The organism is Sulfuriferula plumbiphila (assembly GCF_009938015.1).
GTDB classification, from domain to species: Bacteria; Pseudomonadota; Gammaproteobacteria; order Burkholderiales; family Sulfuriferulaceae; genus Sulfuriferula; species Sulfuriferula plumbiphila.
Window position 1 is genome coordinate 1,824,189 of sequence record NZ_AP021884.1, and the last position, 17,261, is coordinate 1,841,449.

Sequence of the window (17,261 nt, forward strand, 5' to 3'; positions counted from 1 at the left end):
GGCAATCATGTCTTGTCCATACCATAACGTACCAGCTTTGAACGCAGCCCGACCCGGGATAATCCGAGTTCCTGTGCGGCATGGGTCTTGTTCCAGCGGTGACGTATCAGGGTTTCTCGAATCAGGCGCGCCTCCAGTTGCTCCATACGATCTTTCAGACTTCCGTCCAAGCCGGCGAGCAGGTCAAGCTGCTGCTCTTCTGATTCCTCCATCGCCGCCCGCAACACTTTCGGGGAAAGCAGCCGTGCCTCCAGCCATTCGCTATCGGTCAATGCCAATATGCGCAAGATCTCGTTTTGCAGTTCCCGGACATTGCCAGGCCAGCGATAAGCCTTAAAACAGTCCAGTGTCTCCGGTGTAAAACCGCGCACTTTGCGGTTCAATTGTCGCATGGCGCGCTGCAACAATCCCTCGGCAATCAACGGGATGTCCATGGGGCGTTCCCGCAATGGCGGGAGATGCATGGTCAGATTGGCAATCCGGTAATAAAGATCCTGCCTTAAACGTCCGGCGCGAACTTCCTCTTCGAGGTCACGGTTAGTGGCCGCAATGACCCTTACATTGACTTGAACTGAACGGGGACTTCCCAAAGGACGAATTTCCCCCTCTTGCAGGACACGGAGCAGTTTGACCTGAAATGACGGTGTGGTTTCGCCAATTTCATCCAGAAAAATAGTACCGCCATCAGCCTGCTGGAATAAACCAACCCGATCGGAGTAGGCACCTGTGAAGGCACCGCGTTTATAACCAAATAATTCGGCTTCCAGCAATGCATCCGGCAGTGCCCCGCAATTTTGTGTCACAAAAGCCTGCGCTGCGCGACCGCTGCGATAGTGCAGGGCATGCGCCAGCAACTCCTTGCCGGTACCCGACTCCCCGGTGATCAGCACGGAAATATCATAAGGCGCGATGCGGTCGATCATTTCGCAGGTTGCATTGAGTGGGCTATCGGGTGCCCGCGCCACCCGATCCAGACTGAATTTCTCGCGCACATGCTGGCGTTTGTTGGCTACGCGTTCTGCCAGAAGCGCCGGGCTATCACGCAACTCCAGGGACAGGCGCTGGTTTTCCAGTTGCAATCGATAAACATCTGCAGCGGAGCGCAGAACCAGCATAAGCTGCTCTGGCTGCCAGGGCTTGAGCAGGTATTGAAATATGCCGGCTTCGTTAATACCTGCGATGATGTCTTCGGTATCCGTGTAGCCCGACAACATAATCCGCACTACATCTGGCCAATCAGCGCGTACATGCTTGAGAAACGTTACTCCCGACTGGACAGGCATGCGCTGATCACAAACGATTATCTGGATAAATTCCTGGCGCAATATTTCCAACGCGGCATCAACGTTTGACGCGGTGAACACAGTGAAATCCTCTTCCAGGGTACGCCGCAACGCCTCCAGGGAACGGATTTCATCATCAACAATTAAAACTGTGGGGAGCGACATGGTTAAAGCCCTGGACTGATATCACGTATATTTTGGGAAGCGCTGTACAAATGTCCCCAACGGCATACGCAGGTGGGTTAAAGGTTTGGGCTGCCTGTTTTATAGGCAACCGCGGTTGCATCTGACCGGATTTCGAACTGATTTTGCAGGTTTTGACAGTCATTTTTGCCATTCCATCATAACTGGTTACCCTTCTTGGTCTGGTGCATCTCGGAATCGCGGGTGCCATTCCGGTTCCTGGTGGACGATGGTGCAGTGATGATTGGGGCGTCAACGACCGTGCCTTCCTTTAGCAGCAAGCCTTTCTCGGCCCAATGGGTGTTGATGGCGGTGAGAATGGATGCAGTCAACTCGTGTCCTTCAGGCAGGCGTCGGAATTTGGGCAACGGGGTGGCGCCAGGTCCTCTTCTTCGCGGCAGATTCAAGTTCAGAAATACTCGTCTGCATGACCTTCCTTTACCTGCTTCCCATAGTAGGGATTCTCTCAGCTTCACTCGATCCCAGGGAAGCCTGACATGAAATAAATCAGTGGTTCCCTTGAACCATTCCGCGATGTTTACATAAATGCCTGGGAGTCCAGGCAGGTAACGTCTTGTGGACAAAATAGCGGCGTGCATAATGATAACTGGGATCAAAGCCGAAAAAATTCCGATGCATTTCGGACAGTTCGGACTCACGGTATCGAAGCAGCGGTTTTTCAGATTCGTCCCGATCGCGTGCCTCGGTTTTTGTTTTGCGCAGCACGTCATAATCCGGGCTCCGTGAGATGGCGGTTGCCCGCTGCTTCACTTCCCGGCGGAACATGGCCGCGTCCGTACCAAAACAGGCATCGACTATCCCCAGTCTGGCTGCCTGCCGGGCGGACATGGGAAGCCGGTTTTCCACGATGCGCGATGTCTTTTCCAGCCCCACCCGTCTGGGCAGGGTGTAGGTCCAGAACTCCGAACCATAAAGGTTTCCCATGTTTTTGTAATGAAGATTGAGCAAGACGCTTGGTCTCGCCCAGACATGATCCGCGGCTAAAGCCAGAAAAGCGCCGCCTGCACCCGCATTATTCGCCAGTGCCGACACCGTGATGTGACTGGTCGCAGTAATGATCGCCTCCGCCAAATCGTCCATGGCCTGGATATTTTCCCAGGACTCCTCTGCCGGGTGTTCTGAAGCCTCGATCAAATTGAGATGGATGCCGTTTGACCAAAAGTCATCGCCTCCCATTAGTACAATCACCCGGGTTGGGCGTGAACATGCCTGACGGTAAGCCGCCAACAGCTCACGGCATTGGGCGGTGGACATGGCGCCGTTATAGAAGTCAAAGTAAAGATAGCCTACCCCGTCCTGCTCCTCATAACGAATGGACTCTCCATCAGCTTCGCACAGCACGGGAATACTTGCCTGCTCTGCAGCAAAGGCCACCAATGCCGGCAATTTGAACGGATGCGCACTTTCGGGTCGTCGCACATGGCCGATACGGATGGCTCCGTCCACCGTTGCCCTCACTAGCGAGGTGCCTTGCCACCCCAGGATGGTGCCCGGTGCGCCGCTATAATCTGGTGCTGCATGGGCGTCGAAAAGAAAGCATGCATGGTCGAACAGGCTATCCCGAACACCGGGAAACCCATCCGCGGCGTGAATCCTGCGCAAGATGGTTTGCGTATCGTCCCGTAGCCAATTTATGCGCCGGTCTTCCTGCCACATGACGGGTCTTTCCTGGCCTGCCACGTTCGACCATTTTTCCAGCGGACAGGGCACAAAATCACGCTGTGCATATCGTTCTATCGCTGTCGTGACGGCACGTGTCGCGGCTTCCGTCACTTCATTGCGGTAGAGGCTGCTTTTCTTCGCCAGACGCATGGGGAATATTTCGTTTGCCCAGATATCGCCCCCGTCCATAACCGCGTTGGCCTGTAAAACCGTCACTCCCCATTCGGTTTCTGCATTCTGGACAGCCCAGTCCAGCGCGGAGGGCCCCCGGTCGCCCACGATGCCCGGGTGTACCACCAGACATGTATGATGACGCCAAACGCTTGCCGGAATGGCACGTTTGAGGAAAGGCGCCAGAATGATATCCGGCCGATAAAGCGCAACCGCCTCTTCCGTCACCGAGTCCGCGATATCGAATTCGACGGAAACCTCGTGCCCCAGTTCGGTCAGCGCCACATACAGGCGCTGGGTAAGACTGTTGAAGCTGTGGGTCAGGAACAGGATGCGCATGCTAGCAAATTCGCGGCAATTGTTCGCCAGAGAGCCAATCCACATTGCGGCGTCCGCCAAAACGGGTTTTCATTTGCACGAAGTGGTGAGGATCCGCATGCACTGTCCCGATGATGGCCGACTCACGCCCGAGTGGATGGGCGCGCATGACTGCCAGCAACCCCCCGGCATCCTCGGGTGCACAAATGGCGACCAGTTTACCTTCGTTCGCGATGTAGAGCGGATCCAGCCCCAAAAATTCGCAGGCAGCATCAACAACAGGGCGAACCGGAATACTGGATTCATCCAGTTGCATACCTACCCCCGACTGTTTGGCGATCTCGTTCAAGGTGGTGGCCAGGCCACCACGGGTTGGGTCACGCAGAACACGAATGCCGGAACCACTGGCCAGCATGTCCGCAACAAGGCCATGCAGCGCAGCAGTATCCGACTCAATCGGCGCATCAAATGCCAGGTTTTCACGCTTGCTCATGATGGCCATGCCGTGGTCCCCTATGGTGCCAGAAAGCAGGATCACATCACCCGGCGTTGCCTTGTTGCCCGACAGATCCAGACCTTTTGGCAGCACGCCAACCCCGGTGGTGGTAATGAAAACCCCATCGCCCTTCCCCCGCTCCACGACTTTGGTGTCGCCAGTCACCACGCTCACCCCGGCCGACTTCGCGGCATTGGCCATGGATTCGACGATGCGCTTCAAATCGCTCAGTGGGAAGCCCTCCTCCAGCACAAAGCTGGCGGCAAGCCAGAGCGGGCGGGCACCCATCACCGCCACGTCATTCACCGTGCCATGCACGGAAAGACAGCCGATATCCCCGCCGGGGAAAAACAAGGGCGAAACCACATGCGCATCGGTAGCCATGACCAGCCGCCCACCCGCTGACGGCATAGCCAGCACCGCGCCATCATTGCCCTGGGCCAGATATTCATTGTCGAAAGCGGCCGCAAACAGCTCTTCAATCAACTGCGCCATGGCGCGGCCTCCCCCTCCATGGGAGAGATCAATCCGTCCATTGCGAACATCAAGGGGGCGTGTATACCCTGGTTTAACGGTACTCATGCTGCGACAATCTCCACGTCTTTGAAGCGACCATAGGTATAGTGCGCAGCGCACGCACCTTCGGAAGAAACCATGCAGGATCCCATGGGAGTCTCGGGCGTGCAGACCGTGCCGAATATTTTGCAATCGGTCGGTTTCTTGACCCCGCGCAGAATCGCGCCGCACTCGCAGGCCTTGTTGTCAGCCACCGGCGCATAGCGCAATCCATAGCGTTGCTCGGCATCGAATGCCGCATATTCAGACCGTATTTGCAGCGCTGAATAGGGTACTTCTCCCAACCCGCGCCATTCGAAGGTGCGCCTCAATTCGAAAATCTTCGCCACCAGTGTCTGGGCTTTGCGATTACCCCCTCTCGTTACTGCCCGGAAGAATTCATTCTCCACTTCGGCGCGTCCCTCGTTCACCTGTCGCACCAGCATTAGTATGCCCTGCATGACATCCAATGGCTCAAAACCCGAGATCACCACGGGCTTGCGATATTCCCGCGCAAAATGTTCGTAGGGCTGGGTGCCAATGACCGTACTCACGTGGGAAGGACCGATAAAACCATCCAGGGGGAGCGTGCCATATTCCCTGACTTCCGGTGACTCGAGAATATGGGTAATCGCCGAAGGCGTCAGGACGTGGTTGCACAACACACTGAGATTCCCGATGCCTTCATTTTTGGCTTGCTCGATCAGCAGCGCCGTGGGCGGGGTTGTGGTTTCAAAACCAATGGCGAGAAACACCACGTCACGATCCGGATTGTCGCGCGCAATGGCAAGCACATCAGCGGTGGAGTAGATCATGCGTACATCGCCACCCCTGGCCTTGGCCTTCATCAGCGACAGCCCATCCGATGCCGGTACGCGCAAGGTGTCCCCGTACGTGCACAGAATCACGCCCTGATCCAGCGCCAGTCCGATGGCAAGATCTATGCGGCCAATCGGCAACACACACACCGGGCAGCCCGGCCCATGAATCATCTGGATATTGGCTGGTAAAAGATCAGTAACGCCATATCGGGAAATGGCATGGGTATGACCACCGCAAAATTCCATGAAACTGTAATTTCGGCCGGTATCCGCAGCTCGTGCAATTGTACTGGCAAGGCCGTTGGCTAATTCGCCATCCCGAAACTCGTCGACATATTTCATGCCCCCACCCCCACATTGCCCGGCATCGATTCCATTTCCGCAAAGATCCGCAAGGTGCGTTCGGCCTCCTCGGGATCCAGTTTGCTGAGGGCATAACCCACATGCACGATGACGTAATCATCCACTTGCAAATCATCGACCAGCGCCAGGGACACCTCCTTGCGCACGCCGCCGAGATCGACAATGCCGATGTCCTGCTTGCGCATTTCCACAATACGTGCCGGTAATGCCAAACACATTTCACACTCCTTAAATTAAAGAACAACCTCGGTGGGCGCTGTGCGCTGGGCAACCCACGCCTGCCCCAAGGCAATACCGCCATCGTTGGGCGGCAACCGTGTAGCCATCCAGACCTGAAACCCATGCGCCGTCAAACCCAGTGCCAAACTCCCGGACAGGATATGGTTCAGGAAGCATCCACCCCCCAGTACAACATTGTTCAAGCCCCGCTTTCTGGCGGCATGTACCACCCAGTCGATCAAGGCAGCGGCAAGGGTGTCATGGAACAGGCGCGCGCCATAGGCCGGGGCTCGAACTGAAACAAGACTGGACCAGAGCGGGCGCAGATCGAGCTCACTCCCGTCTTTATCCAGCCGCCAACCCGCCTGCAGCGGTGGCACAGCCGGGCGGGACTCGGCCAGACCTTCCAGCAGCATGGCGGCCTGGCCTTCGAAGGCGCTTTTTGCCCTCACCCCCAGCAAGCCTGCCGCCGCGTCAAATACACGCCCCATGCTGGAGGTTGCAGGACAATTAATGGATAGGCTTAGCATTTCCGCCACCGTGGTTGCCGCAGGCTCGGACGCAAAGCGGCTGGCAATTTCGGCGGTTCTGCCCAATTCATGCAACACTGCTGCAGCCATGCGCCAAGGCTCACGGGCTGCCTTGTCGCCACCGGGCAGGGATAGTGGCCGCAGGCGGCCGATCCGCTCAAAGCGGGCGCCGTCCACACGCAGCAATTCCCCGCCCCAGGCGGTTCCATCCACCCCCAGCCCCACGCCATCCAGTGCCAGACCGAGCACTGGCCCTGCCACCCCGTGTTCGGCAAGAATGGCGGCAATATGGGCATGATGATGCTGCACGCCTGCTATCGGCAAGCCACGCGCTGCGGCAAAGGACTGTGCAAATTGCGAGCTGAAAAAATCGGGGTGCAGGTCATGGGCAACCCGTTCGGGCTCGATTTCCAGGACGCTACACAGGTGCGCCACCGTTTCCATCAGGAAATTGCAGGTGCCCGCATTGTCCAGGTCGCCGATATGTTGAGAAACAAATGCCTGATCCCCGCGGGTCAAACACACGCTATTCTTGAACCAGCCGCCGAGCGCCAGCACGCTGGGCCCCGCATCGGCAAGCTGGATGGCGCGCGGGGTCGCTCCCCGTGCCCGACGGATAAACTGGGGCCCGGCAACGTTCATGCGTACCACCGAGTCGTCGCAACGGATCAGAATATCCCGATCATGCATCAGAAAAGCATCGGCGATGCCCGCCAGCTCAACGACAGCCTCGCCATTGCCGATCACCAGCGGCTCACCACCCCGATTGGCACTGGTCATCACCAACGAGAAGGGTTGGGATTGGTTCATCCAGGCCAGCCCTTCCGGTCTGCCCGCCGCTTCATGGAACAACAGCCAATGGATGGGCGTATAAGGCAGCATCACGCCTATCCAGGCCAGTCCCGGTGCGACTTGCGTTGGATACCTCATCCTCATCATTGCGCTGGCAGCATCACGCCTATCCAGGCCAGTCCCGGTGCGACCCCGGGGAAACGCGCATCGCAATCGGGGTGCTTGCGCAACAGGACGATGGGACGTGTCTGACTGTGCAGAAGCACCGCCTCTTGTTCGTCCAATTTCGCACAGCCAGTTAGTGAAGCCCCATTGGCCAGCATCAAGGCAAAAGGTTTTTCCTCGCGCGCCTTGCGCACGCGCAAACGCATGACCGTTTCTGGATTGCGCGCATCACACACCAAATGGAAGCCGCCCAATCCTTTGACGGCGAGGATTTCCCCTCGTCGCAAACGGGTTACAGCCTCAGCGACAGGGTCTGGGCATGCAATCGGTTCACCCGCAGCATCCCGCATCTCCAGGCGGGGGCCGCAAGCTGAACAGGCTGTGGGTTCGGCATGAAAGCGGCGATCTGCGGGAGCCCCATATTCACGATGACAATCCGGACACAGTGGGAATGCCGCCATGCTGGTATTGGAGCGGTCGTAGGGCAGGCTGCGGGTCAGGGTGTAGCGAGGGCCGCATTGAGTACAATTGATGAAAGCATAGCGGTAACGGCGGTCACGGGAATCGAAAAGCTCCGTCAGACAATCTTTGCAAACGGCCATGTCCGGCCCGATTTGCGTGTGGATTTTTCCCGCTACGCTGTCGAGTATGACGAACTCCTCCTTTTCGCCAGGCACCTCTACCGGGCAGTCCGCCAAGACCATCTTCTCCACATGCGCCTGCTCGGGCGCCTCTTTTGGCAATCGTTCCAGAAAATTCGCCAACTGGCCGGAACTGCCTTCCGCCTGGATTTCCACACCATCCGGCCCGTTTCGCACCCAGCCCCGGATGTCCAACTCTCGCGCCAGACGCCAGACGTAGGGACGAAATCCCACGCCTTGAACGATTCCGGCAACCCGGATGCGCTGGCGCACGACGTTCTCCATTATCCGCGGGCGGCCAGATGGGCTTCCAGTTCCTGAATGCGTTTCTGCAAGACGGCCACAGTCTGCGCACGTTTTTTCCGCTGTCTGGCGAGACCGGTCTCGATCCAGCCCAGCCATGCCTCGTATCCATCTCCATTCGTAGAAGAAGTCTGAATGATGTGCAAACCCGGATTGACCTGTTTGGCATATTCAATTGCCAGTTGAACGTTGAATGGCACGTATGGCAGCAAATCGGTTTTATTGAGCAGCATCAGGCTGGCAGCGCGGAACATGTCCGGATATTTAAGCGGTTTGTCTTCCCCTTCCGTCACCGACAGAATGACTACCTTGTGTGCCTCGCCCAGATCATATGCAGCCGGACAGACCAGATTGCCGACATTTTCGATCATCAGGACACTATCATCCTCCGGATGCAAACGCTCCAGCGCATGTCCCACCATATTGGCATCCAGATGGCAGCCTTTTCCGGTGTTGATTTGCAAGGCCCGCACCCCGGTGGAACGGATACGCTCCGCATCCTGGCTGGTTTGCTGGTCGCCCTCCACGACGGCAACCTGGATTCTGGACTTGAGTGTTTCTATGGTGCGCACCAGCAAGGTGGTCTTGCCTGATCCGGGGCTGGATACCAGGTTGAGTGCAAAAATGCCGTGCTCGTCGAAGTAGTTGCGATTACGGCCCGCATAAGCATTATTCTTGCCCAGGATATCCTGCTCGATCCTGACCATCTGGGATTGCGTCAGCCCCGGCGCATGCGCGTGCGCGGGACCCTGACCATAGTCAATGACATCTTCCCCATGTTCATGAACATGCTCTCCTTCATGGCCATGGTCGTGGCTGTGCCAAGTCCCGTCAGCGTGCCGGTGGCCATGGGCATTCTCGTCATGGTGGGCGTGATATTGCATCTTGCCATCGGCGGCGGGCGCTTCATGGCGATGATCATGAACCGTACCATCGGCATGAACATGGCTATGCCCGTCCATTGCCTGCCCCTCGATACGGGTTTCCCCTGCACTGCAGCCACAAGTGGTACACATATGGTTTCTCCTGTTTACTCTTGATTCATGATTGCGGGATGTCGTCGTGGGTTGCAGCCATCAAACGCCTTCCAGCTCAAGCACCCGCATTTCAGTGCCATGGGTAGGCTGAACCTGGTAGCTTCCACAGCGCGGGCAGGCTGAAAACAGGGCAGAAATCGGCACCGTATCGCTACAATTCATGCACCATCCTCCCCCCGGCGTTTGAACGATATCCAGCATCGTGTTTTCCGCCACACTGCCGCGAACAACCACGTCCAGACAAAATCGCAACGACTCAACCTCGACACAGGCCAGTTCGCCGATTTCCAAACGTACACGTTTTATCTGCTGGAACCCGTGATGCGTGGCCGTGTCTTCCAGGATTTGCAGCACCCCTTCTGCGAGCGACATCTCATGCATGATGTAAATTCACCTCGTATTCAACACAGGGGTCAAAAGCCAGGATCAGTATGTTGATGCGCTGGTACAGGGATGCTGCATCATCGGCACGCAATGACCGCAACGTCTGCACAAAGGGGCCGGCAGGATGAAAGTTCCATTCCGTAGGTGCAACAATCACATAACGCACAATCTGTCCCAAGGCGACTTCGATATAGTGTAGTAGTAAGCCCCTGGCGGTATCGACACAGGCCAATCCAGCGTTTTTACCCAGCTTGCACGCATCCAGACGCAGCTCGGTGGAGGATGCTTCCCCCCTCAGCAACCGGACACACGACACCCAATCAACCAACCGCGCCAAATAACGTGCCGACGCCGCATGCCCGGTTCGCAATAGTTCAGCCAGCAGCGGGATTTGATGATGTAAGGCAAGCGCCCCTGCCTCGGCTGGTGCATTGCGCCACAACGGGCGTACAGCGAAGTGACCATCCAAATAGGGTTGCAATTCATTGCCCCACAGGCAAGCCGCTTGCCGTGGTAAAAAATGACCGAAAACAGGGTGCCCGGAATGCAGTGGCTCCAGACCTCTGAGCATCTCCAGCGAGGCGCCGGCCAGACCTCTCATGGGAGTCCTTTCGGCCCTTTCCAACGTGGCCGCCCAGCAGTCCAGCGATTCATCAAGGACATCCTGTTCAATCATGGTCAGCATGGCTTCACCCAAGGCCAGAACATCGTCATCTCCACGACTGATCGAGATCCGCTTGACCCATTCCATCATCAGCCCCTGTTTTGCCGGCAATCCCAGCCTGTTCGGCCAGTCCACCAACAGGCGCCAGAGGTGCTCCTGAGCTGCTTCCAGTGCAACCAGTCTGCGCTGCCTGAGCATCAGCTGCTTATCTCCGCAGAGATTCTGTGCAGCTTGAGCAGCCGAGCGCGCTGCCACGGTCTGGGCTTTTCCACATATTCCGAACAAAAGTGGCACCAGACGCATCGCCTCTTCTACTGTTTTACCTTCCAGCAGGCAAGCGGCCTGAGGACGGCTGGAGCGCACCTCGACAGAAGTCACGCGGTAACCATCCCAACCAACAGAGAATGTCAATTTTCCAGCCAGGCTCATCAAGGATCGCGCAGGAATGCGCCTCTCAGGAAACCGCGGCGTGACAATGCTTGCTCGGCCAGGGGGGCGTCGGAAAACCGGGCCTGATCCCACTGCGCCTTTTCGCGCTTGACCGCCGCTTCCAGGTCTTCCAGAAGCAATTGCTCCAGCGCAGCCCTGGCTGTTGCAACGGCATCTTCCTGGCTGGCAAACTCAAACACAGGTGAAAACAATGAACATGCCTGGTAGGAACCCAGCCCTGGCTCCTCCCCCCCCATAAAATCATACTGCCCCGAGGGAAAACGCCAGCGCCGGGTCTCACCTAATCCAAGTGCCGCATAATCCGGATTGTCGGCCGGCAGAAGCATCAAATTGATGGTCCAGGGCGTAATCAAAATACCCAGCCAAAGCCCTTCCCACAAACGGAACCCAACCGCCTCCACGTGTAATGACGGATTCAGGATAGGCAATCCAGCCATTCGATGGCGCGCAATGCCATCGAATACACTTTCAATCATTCGGCTTGGGTTTTCCAAAGGACGAGGATTCATCAATTTCAATTCACCCTAATCTTTCAGAACCATGAACTTGTGGCGAGGCGCGTCACAATTAGGGCAAGTCCAATGTTCCGGCAGTCTGGAAAATGGCGTGCCTGGTGGTATATGCCAGTATGGATCACCCACCTCAGGGTCATATACCAACCAGCAGATTCCACATTCCAGTCTCACGGACTCGTCGATCCGATCGTCATGGCCAAGATAAGAGCCTTCAAAAGTATCCACGCCGTTCTCCGATTTTCATGCCGCCAACATGGTTCCGAGCCATTCTTCAACGCGTTCGATACTGTCACTAAAATCCTCTTCGGCTGCCAGCGCCACTTCTGGCACTTCCACAACCTCGATGGTGTTCAGGATAAGTTGATCGCTACTATTGAAGTACTGCACCCACCACACGTTGGCCAGCCCGGAGCTGGTGATACGACAATTGCCATAGCCCCTGGACAATATTGACACACTACCCGGCCCCAGTGCCTGAACAAGATAGGCCAGGTCATCCGGGGTAAGTGGAAGCAGAGTCAGGTTAATGATGTGCGCAGGGTTTCCGGCCTGATAGGTTGACACCACATCCAGAATTTCGTGCAGCAGGGCGGGAGAATTCATGGCACCCGCAGGAGGCGGGGGCGGGGAAATCTGTTTGAGTGTAGGCGCAAGCGCAATTTCGGCAACCACGGCCGGGATCGGGCAAACCTCCAGGTAATCCCGCTCCAGCACGCCATCTGCTCCAGGGTAACAGACACGCCAGACGCTTGCGAATACGGTCTCCTGGGCGCGCAGTGCAGTGGGTTGATGCGCAATGATGCTCACTTCACCTTGACCCAGAATATCGTTGATGAGGGGTACCACCCGAGGATCATATTTCAGCAGATCGATTTTTGGATAGCTGGTCGCGCCAAAACGATACGCACGCATTTGCGCCAACAACTGCCTGATCAGGTTCGCAGCCTGGTCACGCAATTCAGGCGCCACATCATCCGGCACGGACGGCGGGTTGAACACGGCCATGCCTTTTGGCATGTTCATATAATCCAGGGTCTCATCTTCCGGTTGCGAGCCAGGACCAAAGGAGACAACCGGAATGGGAAATTCATTCATTTCACAAGCCCTTTCAATGACAGCTGGAAGCAACTTCATTACGCACCGGGATACCGATGGTAGGCGCACGGCCAATCGGCTTTTCCAGCACTCCCGTAACCTCGGCGACAAATTCGTCCCAGTCGAGCATGCGTTGGATCACATCGACATATTCGCCATCGCGCAAAAAAACCATTGCCGGAAAACGTGTTGTCCCAAAACGTGCCTGTAGCTTTTTACTGTTTTCGGTATCTGCTATCGCCGCCTTGAGGCGCCCGCCAAACAGTTTCAATATTTCAGGCAGCACAATCGCCACATCCCAGGTCTCTGGCGAACGAACCACATCTTCGGTCAGCAAAAGCACCATATCCCCCGATGCCTGGGTAAGCGCTTCCAGATTTCCTTCGTCAACCAAAACAAACTGATGTTGTTCACAGAGCCGGGTAATCAGCATTCCCAAAGCATTCTGTTCTGTTGCCACTTTTTCTTGCGCAACCAATGCATAGTCCAACACACCTTCACTCATTGCCCACCCTTTCTCAAAAAATCAGGAAGTTGTGGTTCGCGTCCCACCAAATCCGCAAAATGCACATCGACATCACTAGCTCCCCGAGACACTGCCGCTAATGCATTCAATGCCGAATTGACCTGTTCGGCCTGTTGCTCATTCAGTATTTCCCTTGCCCCACCCAAAAAAGTCATAAGCCACTGCCCGGACTGAACACTGCCCACCAGCATCGTGTCTATCCTGGCCAGATTTCCGTCGCGCCCCCGACATACTGCGTAACTTTCCTCAGCTTCGATAACCTGCATCGGGATACCCAGACACATACCCTCAAACCCCTGTAGCCAGGAAACGGATATCCCCAAGGCGGCACGCCTGTTCCTCAGTAGGTCTTTCCATTTCATAGCGCTGAATATCGAGAATGCCGGATTCCGTACGCATGGTTTCACCTGTCCCCCTGGCCACCACGGGTATCCCCCAGCCCACAAGCCGTTCTACAGCAATTTCCAGCACTTCCGGAATGCGCGCCTTGATCCGGGGGCGCAGACTACCGCCGTAATCCTCCAACTCTTCAGGCTGCACACCAATCAACACCATCTCTTCAGGCAGGTGATCGACCAGGTCAGCACAAGCAAGCACTTCCTGGAATCCGGTCTGGTGAAGGCTCATTTTTTTTGCACCCATGAATTTAGGCACCTCTGCGTTTTCAACCAGCTTTAATGTCCCGGGCTCCAAACCATAATCAACCGCATCAAAAATAACCAGGCGCCTCGCAGCCTCAACGTAGGGAAGCAAATACAGCCCCTGGGTTCCCCCATCCATGACACGCACATTATCTGGAAAAGCATAAGTGGCGTTCATAGCTTCTACGCATCGCACCCCAAACCCCTCATCCGCCCACAAGACATTCCCGATACCAAGAATGAGCGTGTCAAATTGACTACCCTCGACCATATCCTCTCCTCCAGCCATGTAACCCGTACCGTTACAAAGCAAAAACAATACCAGTATTAATACAGCTTAAATAATCAATGTATTAGGCTCAATCTGAGCCATGAGAACGCAATTCCATGGTTACATTGAATACATATTGACGGGGGCGGCGCAAGGAAACTATCCATGTGCTTTGGAACGCCTGCGAAAATTGCGCCATTCCTGATGAATATCCCAGGCCTGCTGCAAGGTCAGCCACAAGACGGGGCCGGTTCCAAAAAAAAGCCCGAGACGGATCGCCGTGTCTGGTGTTATGGCACGCTTGCCACGAATGAGCTCATTCACACGCCGACGCGAAATTCCCAACTCCCGGGCCAGGCGATCCTGAGACAATCCCAAAGGGTGTAAAAAACGACTTTCCAGAAACCTTCCCGGGGCTATCGGGGCGCGTAACGAGAATGAAAAAAAGCGCGGGTCTAAAGCGCCCGCGCCAAACCCCAATCCTGAAGGGAGGAAAGTCTTCACCACAGAATGATGCTCTTAGCTCATTAGGGCAATATTTACCAATTTCTCACGCGGCACAAAACATCAGTCCTTGAACATCCGCCAGCCACTGATCATGGTGCTGACCATGCTCTGACGCGACATAATGTCTTCGCGTATCGCCACATAAACATGCATGATAACGAAGGTGATAATGAACCACATGCCAACGTGATGCCAGGTATGCACATCCTGAGATTGACCAAGCAGGGGAATAACCCAACCAAACAGATGGTCCGCCCATGAGCCCGTTTGCTCACCCTCTCCATACATAGCAAAGCCGGTAAAAATCATAAACACTGATCCCAACACAAACATGAGAAACATGAATGTTTGCGCCAGGGGATTATGGCCCACGTATTTTTCAGGCGTTCGCTCAAGGAACAAATACCAGCGTATCTCGTGCCATACCCCTTTGCGCCATTGCTTATCCCAGAACGGCAATATAAACAACTGACGCGCGTGGTGATTCCCAACGACCGCCCAGTAAATGCGCCCGAGCATGCCCACGACAAAAACATATGCCGCCGCGAAGTGGGCAAAACGAATGTAGCCCATCAGAAAATTGGCACTCGCCTCACCAGGCTGTGTCGGTAGCGGGCTACCGATAAAATACCCGGTAATTGCCAACACCGTAATAGAAAAGGCGTTTATCCAATGCCACAACCTGACCGGTGCCTCATAAACATACACCGACTTGACTGTTTTTTCCGGATCATGTTTTTCAACTGCAGTTGCGATATCCATATTGCGCTCCTCCCGGTTGATTAACGGACTTTCACTTGGGTTAGTTCCTGCCCATCCGGACTCATGATGTGAGTAGAACACGCCAGACAAGGATCAAAGGAATGCAAAGTTCGCAGAATCTCAACGGGCTGATCCGCATTGGCCATGGGCGTATTCATCAGAGACGCTTCAAATGCACCGATCTGGCCTTTGGTATCACGCGGACTGCCATTCCAGGTGGTCGGCACTACGCATTGGTAGTTCTCAATACGTCCATCCTTGATACGAATCCAGTGACCAAGCGCGCCACGCGGTGCGGCCACGGTACCCACACCCTTGGCTTCCTTCGGCCAGGTGGATGGATCCCATTTCTCAACGTTAGCCGTACTGGTGTCGCCAGCCTTGATATTGGCAATCAACTCGTTGTAATCGTCGCGCATCATCTCGGCGCAGTACTGCGCCTCGAGTGCGCGCGCCAGCGTGCGGCCAATGGTAGTAGGCAACAGTTGTTTGGCGGTATAGGCGGTCCCGGGCATGCCCAGCGCCTTCGGGATGTCGATGTTTATAGCCTGAGCCGAGCTTTCGATCTGTTCCTTTACGCGCTGGCAGTACTTGTTACCTTTTAACGCATGGGCGTAGCCAAGGATATAGCGCGCGAGTGGTCCTACCTCCACCGCATGACCGCGCCAGCGTGGCGATTTGATCCAGGAGTACTTGGCACTTTCGTCCAGCTCCTCGATGTTCGTGCGGGTGCCCTTGGTCTTGGCACCGAGCTCGTAGTTCGGCTCGGTCACGCCGTCCCAGGGGTGCAGGCCCTTGGACTCGTCGGCGTACTTATACCAGGAGTGCGCCACGAATTCCTGTACCTGATCGGGATCACGAGGATCGACGGGGTGAATCTCGTTCCAGTTGCCATTTAGGATGGCACCACCGGGCAACTGGTTGGTGCTGCTGTCGTAGTTGACCTTGGAATAGGTGCCATAGTCCATGACATTGGTGGCCGAGAGGCCACCACCATACAACCAGCCGGCCTGTTTGTAGATCGTGCCAATGGCGAGCACGTCGGGCACATATACGTTATTGTTGAATTCGATCATCTCGTCAATGCGAGCTTTCACAAAGTTCAGACGCTCCATGTTAATTGGTGCGCCGGCAGCACCATTGCCATCTATATTGATGGCACATGGCACGCCGCCCACCAGATAGTTCGGGTGTGGGTTTTTGCCGCCAAAAATAGTATGCACCTTCACCCATTCCTTCTGCAGGTCGAGCGCCTCGAGGTAATGGGTCACCGCCATCAGATTGGCCTCGGGCGGCAGCACATAGGCCTTGTTGCCCCAGTAGCCATTCATGAAGGGGCCGAGTTGACCACTCTCGACGAACTTCTTCAACCGGTTCTGGATGTCGCGGAAATAGCCGGGAGACGACATTGGGTGGGAGGGGGACACCGTCTGCTGCAGTTCCGAGGTTTTCTTGGGATCGGCCTTCAGCGCGGAGACAATATCCACCCAGTCGAGCGCATGCAGGTGATAGAAGTGCACCGCATGGTCATGTTCCTGCAGGGTCTTGGCCATGATCTCGCGGATCAGATACGCGTTTTTCGGTATCCGGATGCTTAATGCATCTTCCACCGCACGCACGGATGCGAGCGCGTGGCAGCCGGTGCACACGCCACAGATGCGCTCGACGAAGGCCCAAGCGTCACGCGGGTCGCGTCCCTTGAGAATCACTTCCAGCCCGCGCCACATGGTTCCCGTGGAAACAGCGTTGGTGATCACATTATTGCTGTCGAGGTTGACTTCTACACGCATGTGCCCCTCGATCCGCGTCACCGGGTCCACCACCACCCGTTTACCCGAATTATCTAATTTATAGCCCTGAGTTTCGTATGCTGACATGTCCTACCT

20 protein-coding genes are annotated in these 17,261 nt (G+C 55.8%); all 20 read right to left on the reverse strand.

Features of this window, described 5'->3' with window-relative positions; genetic code table 11:
- Positions 1 to 5: 5 nt before the first annotated feature.
- Positions 6 to 1,448 (reverse strand): sigma-54-dependent transcriptional regulator, encoded by a 1,443-nt coding sequence (locus tag GZH91_RS18400; RefSeq protein ID WP_147074720.1) that lies wholly within the window; start codon positions 1,446 to 1,448, stop codon positions 6 to 8.
- 176 nt (positions 1,449 to 1,624) lie between these two features.
- Entirely contained in the window at positions 1,625 to 1,798 is a 174-nt protein-coding gene (locus GZH91_RS09500) for a hypothetical protein (RefSeq protein ID WP_161984233.1), read from the reverse strand.
- Between the two features lie 175 nt (positions 1,799 to 1,973).
- Positions 1,974 to 3,659, reverse strand: coding sequence for a hydrogenase maturation protein (locus GZH91_RS09505; RefSeq protein WP_147074721.1), 1,686 nt, complete (start codon positions 3,657 to 3,659; stop codon positions 1,974 to 1,976).
- 1 nt (position 3,660) lies between these two features.
- A complete protein-coding gene (hypE, locus tag GZH91_RS09510; RefSeq protein ID WP_147074722.1) occupies positions 3,661 to 4,716 on the reverse strand; it encodes a hydrogenase expression/formation protein HypE in 1,056 nt (351 codons plus the stop codon).
- Positions 4,713 to 5,852, reverse strand: a complete 1,140-nt coding sequence (gene hypD, locus GZH91_RS09515) for a hydrogenase formation protein HypD (RefSeq protein WP_147074723.1) — start codon at positions 5,850 to 5,852, stop codon at positions 4,713 to 4,715. The genes hypE and hypD overlap by 4 nt, the downstream gene beginning before the upstream one ends.
- Entirely contained in the window at positions 5,849 to 6,091 is a 243-nt protein-coding gene (locus GZH91_RS09520) for a HypC/HybG/HupF family hydrogenase formation chaperone (RefSeq protein WP_147074724.1), read from the reverse strand. The genes hypD and GZH91_RS09520 overlap by 4 nt, the downstream gene beginning before the upstream one ends.
- Positions 6,092 to 6,106: 15 nt before the next feature.
- Complete coding sequence (locus GZH91_RS09525) at positions 6,107 to 7,552, reverse strand: Kae1-like domain-containing protein (protein WP_161984234.1); 1,446 nt, start codon at positions 7,550 to 7,552, stop codon at positions 6,107 to 6,109.
- 5 nt (positions 7,553 to 7,557) lie between these two features.
- Positions 7,558 to 8,493, reverse strand: coding sequence for an acylphosphatase (locus GZH91_RS09530; RefSeq protein ID WP_161984235.1), 936 nt, complete (start codon positions 8,491 to 8,493; stop codon positions 7,558 to 7,560).
- A gap of 11 nt (positions 8,494 to 8,504) precedes the next feature.
- A complete protein-coding gene (hypB, locus tag GZH91_RS09535) occupies positions 8,505 to 9,539 on the reverse strand; it encodes a hydrogenase nickel incorporation protein HypB (protein ID WP_147074726.1) in 1,035 nt (344 codons plus the stop codon).
- Positions 9,540 to 9,599: 60 nt separating this feature from the next.
- Positions 9,600 to 9,941 carry a hydrogenase maturation nickel metallochaperone HypA gene (hypA, locus tag GZH91_RS09540; protein ID WP_147074727.1) on the reverse strand — a complete coding sequence of 114 codons (342 nt, stop codon included), beginning with the start codon at positions 9,939 to 9,941 and terminating at the stop codon, positions 9,600 to 9,602.
- Positions 9,934 to 11,037, reverse strand: coding sequence for a nickel-dependent hydrogenase large subunit (locus tag GZH91_RS09545; RefSeq protein ID WP_147074728.1), 1,104 nt, complete (start codon positions 11,035 to 11,037; stop codon positions 9,934 to 9,936). Before GZH91_RS09545 ends, hypA begins: the two co-directional genes overlap by 8 nt.
- On the reverse strand, positions 11,037 to 11,567 hold the full coding sequence (gene hybE, locus GZH91_RS09550; RefSeq protein ID WP_223264634.1) for a [NiFe]-hydrogenase assembly chaperone HybE: 531 nt from the start codon (positions 11,565 to 11,567) through the stop codon (positions 11,037 to 11,039). Before hybE ends, GZH91_RS09545 begins: the two co-directional genes overlap by 1 nt.
- Before the next feature lie 15 nt (positions 11,568 to 11,582).
- Positions 11,583 to 11,798, reverse strand: coding sequence for a rubredoxin (locus tag GZH91_RS18330; protein ID WP_147074730.1), 216 nt, complete (start codon positions 11,796 to 11,798; stop codon positions 11,583 to 11,585).
- Between the two features lie 15 nt (positions 11,799 to 11,813).
- Positions 11,814 to 12,590: a hydrogenase expression/formation protein gene (locus tag GZH91_RS09560; RefSeq protein WP_170227460.1), complete on the reverse strand. Its 777-nt coding sequence runs from the start codon at positions 12,588 to 12,590 to the stop codon at positions 11,814 to 11,816.
- A 91-nt stretch (positions 12,591 to 12,681) separates the two neighbouring features.
- Positions 12,682 to 13,173: a thioredoxin domain-containing protein gene (locus GZH91_RS09565; RefSeq protein WP_147074732.1), complete on the reverse strand. Its 492-nt coding sequence runs from the start codon at positions 13,171 to 13,173 to the stop codon at positions 12,682 to 12,684.
- Positions 13,170 to 13,556 carry a HypC/HybG/HupF family hydrogenase formation chaperone gene (locus GZH91_RS09570; RefSeq protein ID WP_307723896.1) on the reverse strand — a complete coding sequence of 129 codons (387 nt, stop codon included), beginning with the start codon at positions 13,554 to 13,556 and terminating at the stop codon, positions 13,170 to 13,172. Before GZH91_RS09570 ends, GZH91_RS09565 begins: the two co-directional genes overlap by 4 nt.
- Positions 13,483 to 14,106 (reverse strand): HyaD/HybD family hydrogenase maturation endopeptidase, encoded by a 624-nt coding sequence (locus GZH91_RS09575; protein WP_147074734.1) that lies wholly within the window; start codon positions 14,104 to 14,106, stop codon positions 13,483 to 13,485. Before GZH91_RS09575 ends, GZH91_RS09570 begins: the two co-directional genes overlap by 74 nt.
- Positions 14,107 to 14,265: 159 nt before the next feature.
- Positions 14,266 to 14,613: a HigA family addiction module antitoxin gene (locus tag GZH91_RS09580; RefSeq protein ID WP_147074735.1), complete on the reverse strand. Its 348-nt coding sequence runs from the start codon at positions 14,611 to 14,613 to the stop codon at positions 14,266 to 14,268.
- 60 nt (positions 14,614 to 14,673) lie between these two features.
- Positions 14,674 to 15,375: a Ni/Fe-hydrogenase, b-type cytochrome subunit gene (gene cybH / locus GZH91_RS09585; protein ID WP_147074736.1), complete on the reverse strand. Its 702-nt coding sequence runs from the start codon at positions 15,373 to 15,375 to the stop codon at positions 14,674 to 14,676.
- 20 nt (positions 15,376 to 15,395) lie between these two features.
- Complete coding sequence (locus GZH91_RS09590) at positions 15,396 to 17,252, reverse strand: nickel-dependent hydrogenase large subunit (protein WP_147074737.1); 1,857 nt, start codon at positions 17,250 to 17,252, stop codon at positions 15,396 to 15,398.
- Positions 17,253 to 17,261: the final 9 nt, after the last annotated feature.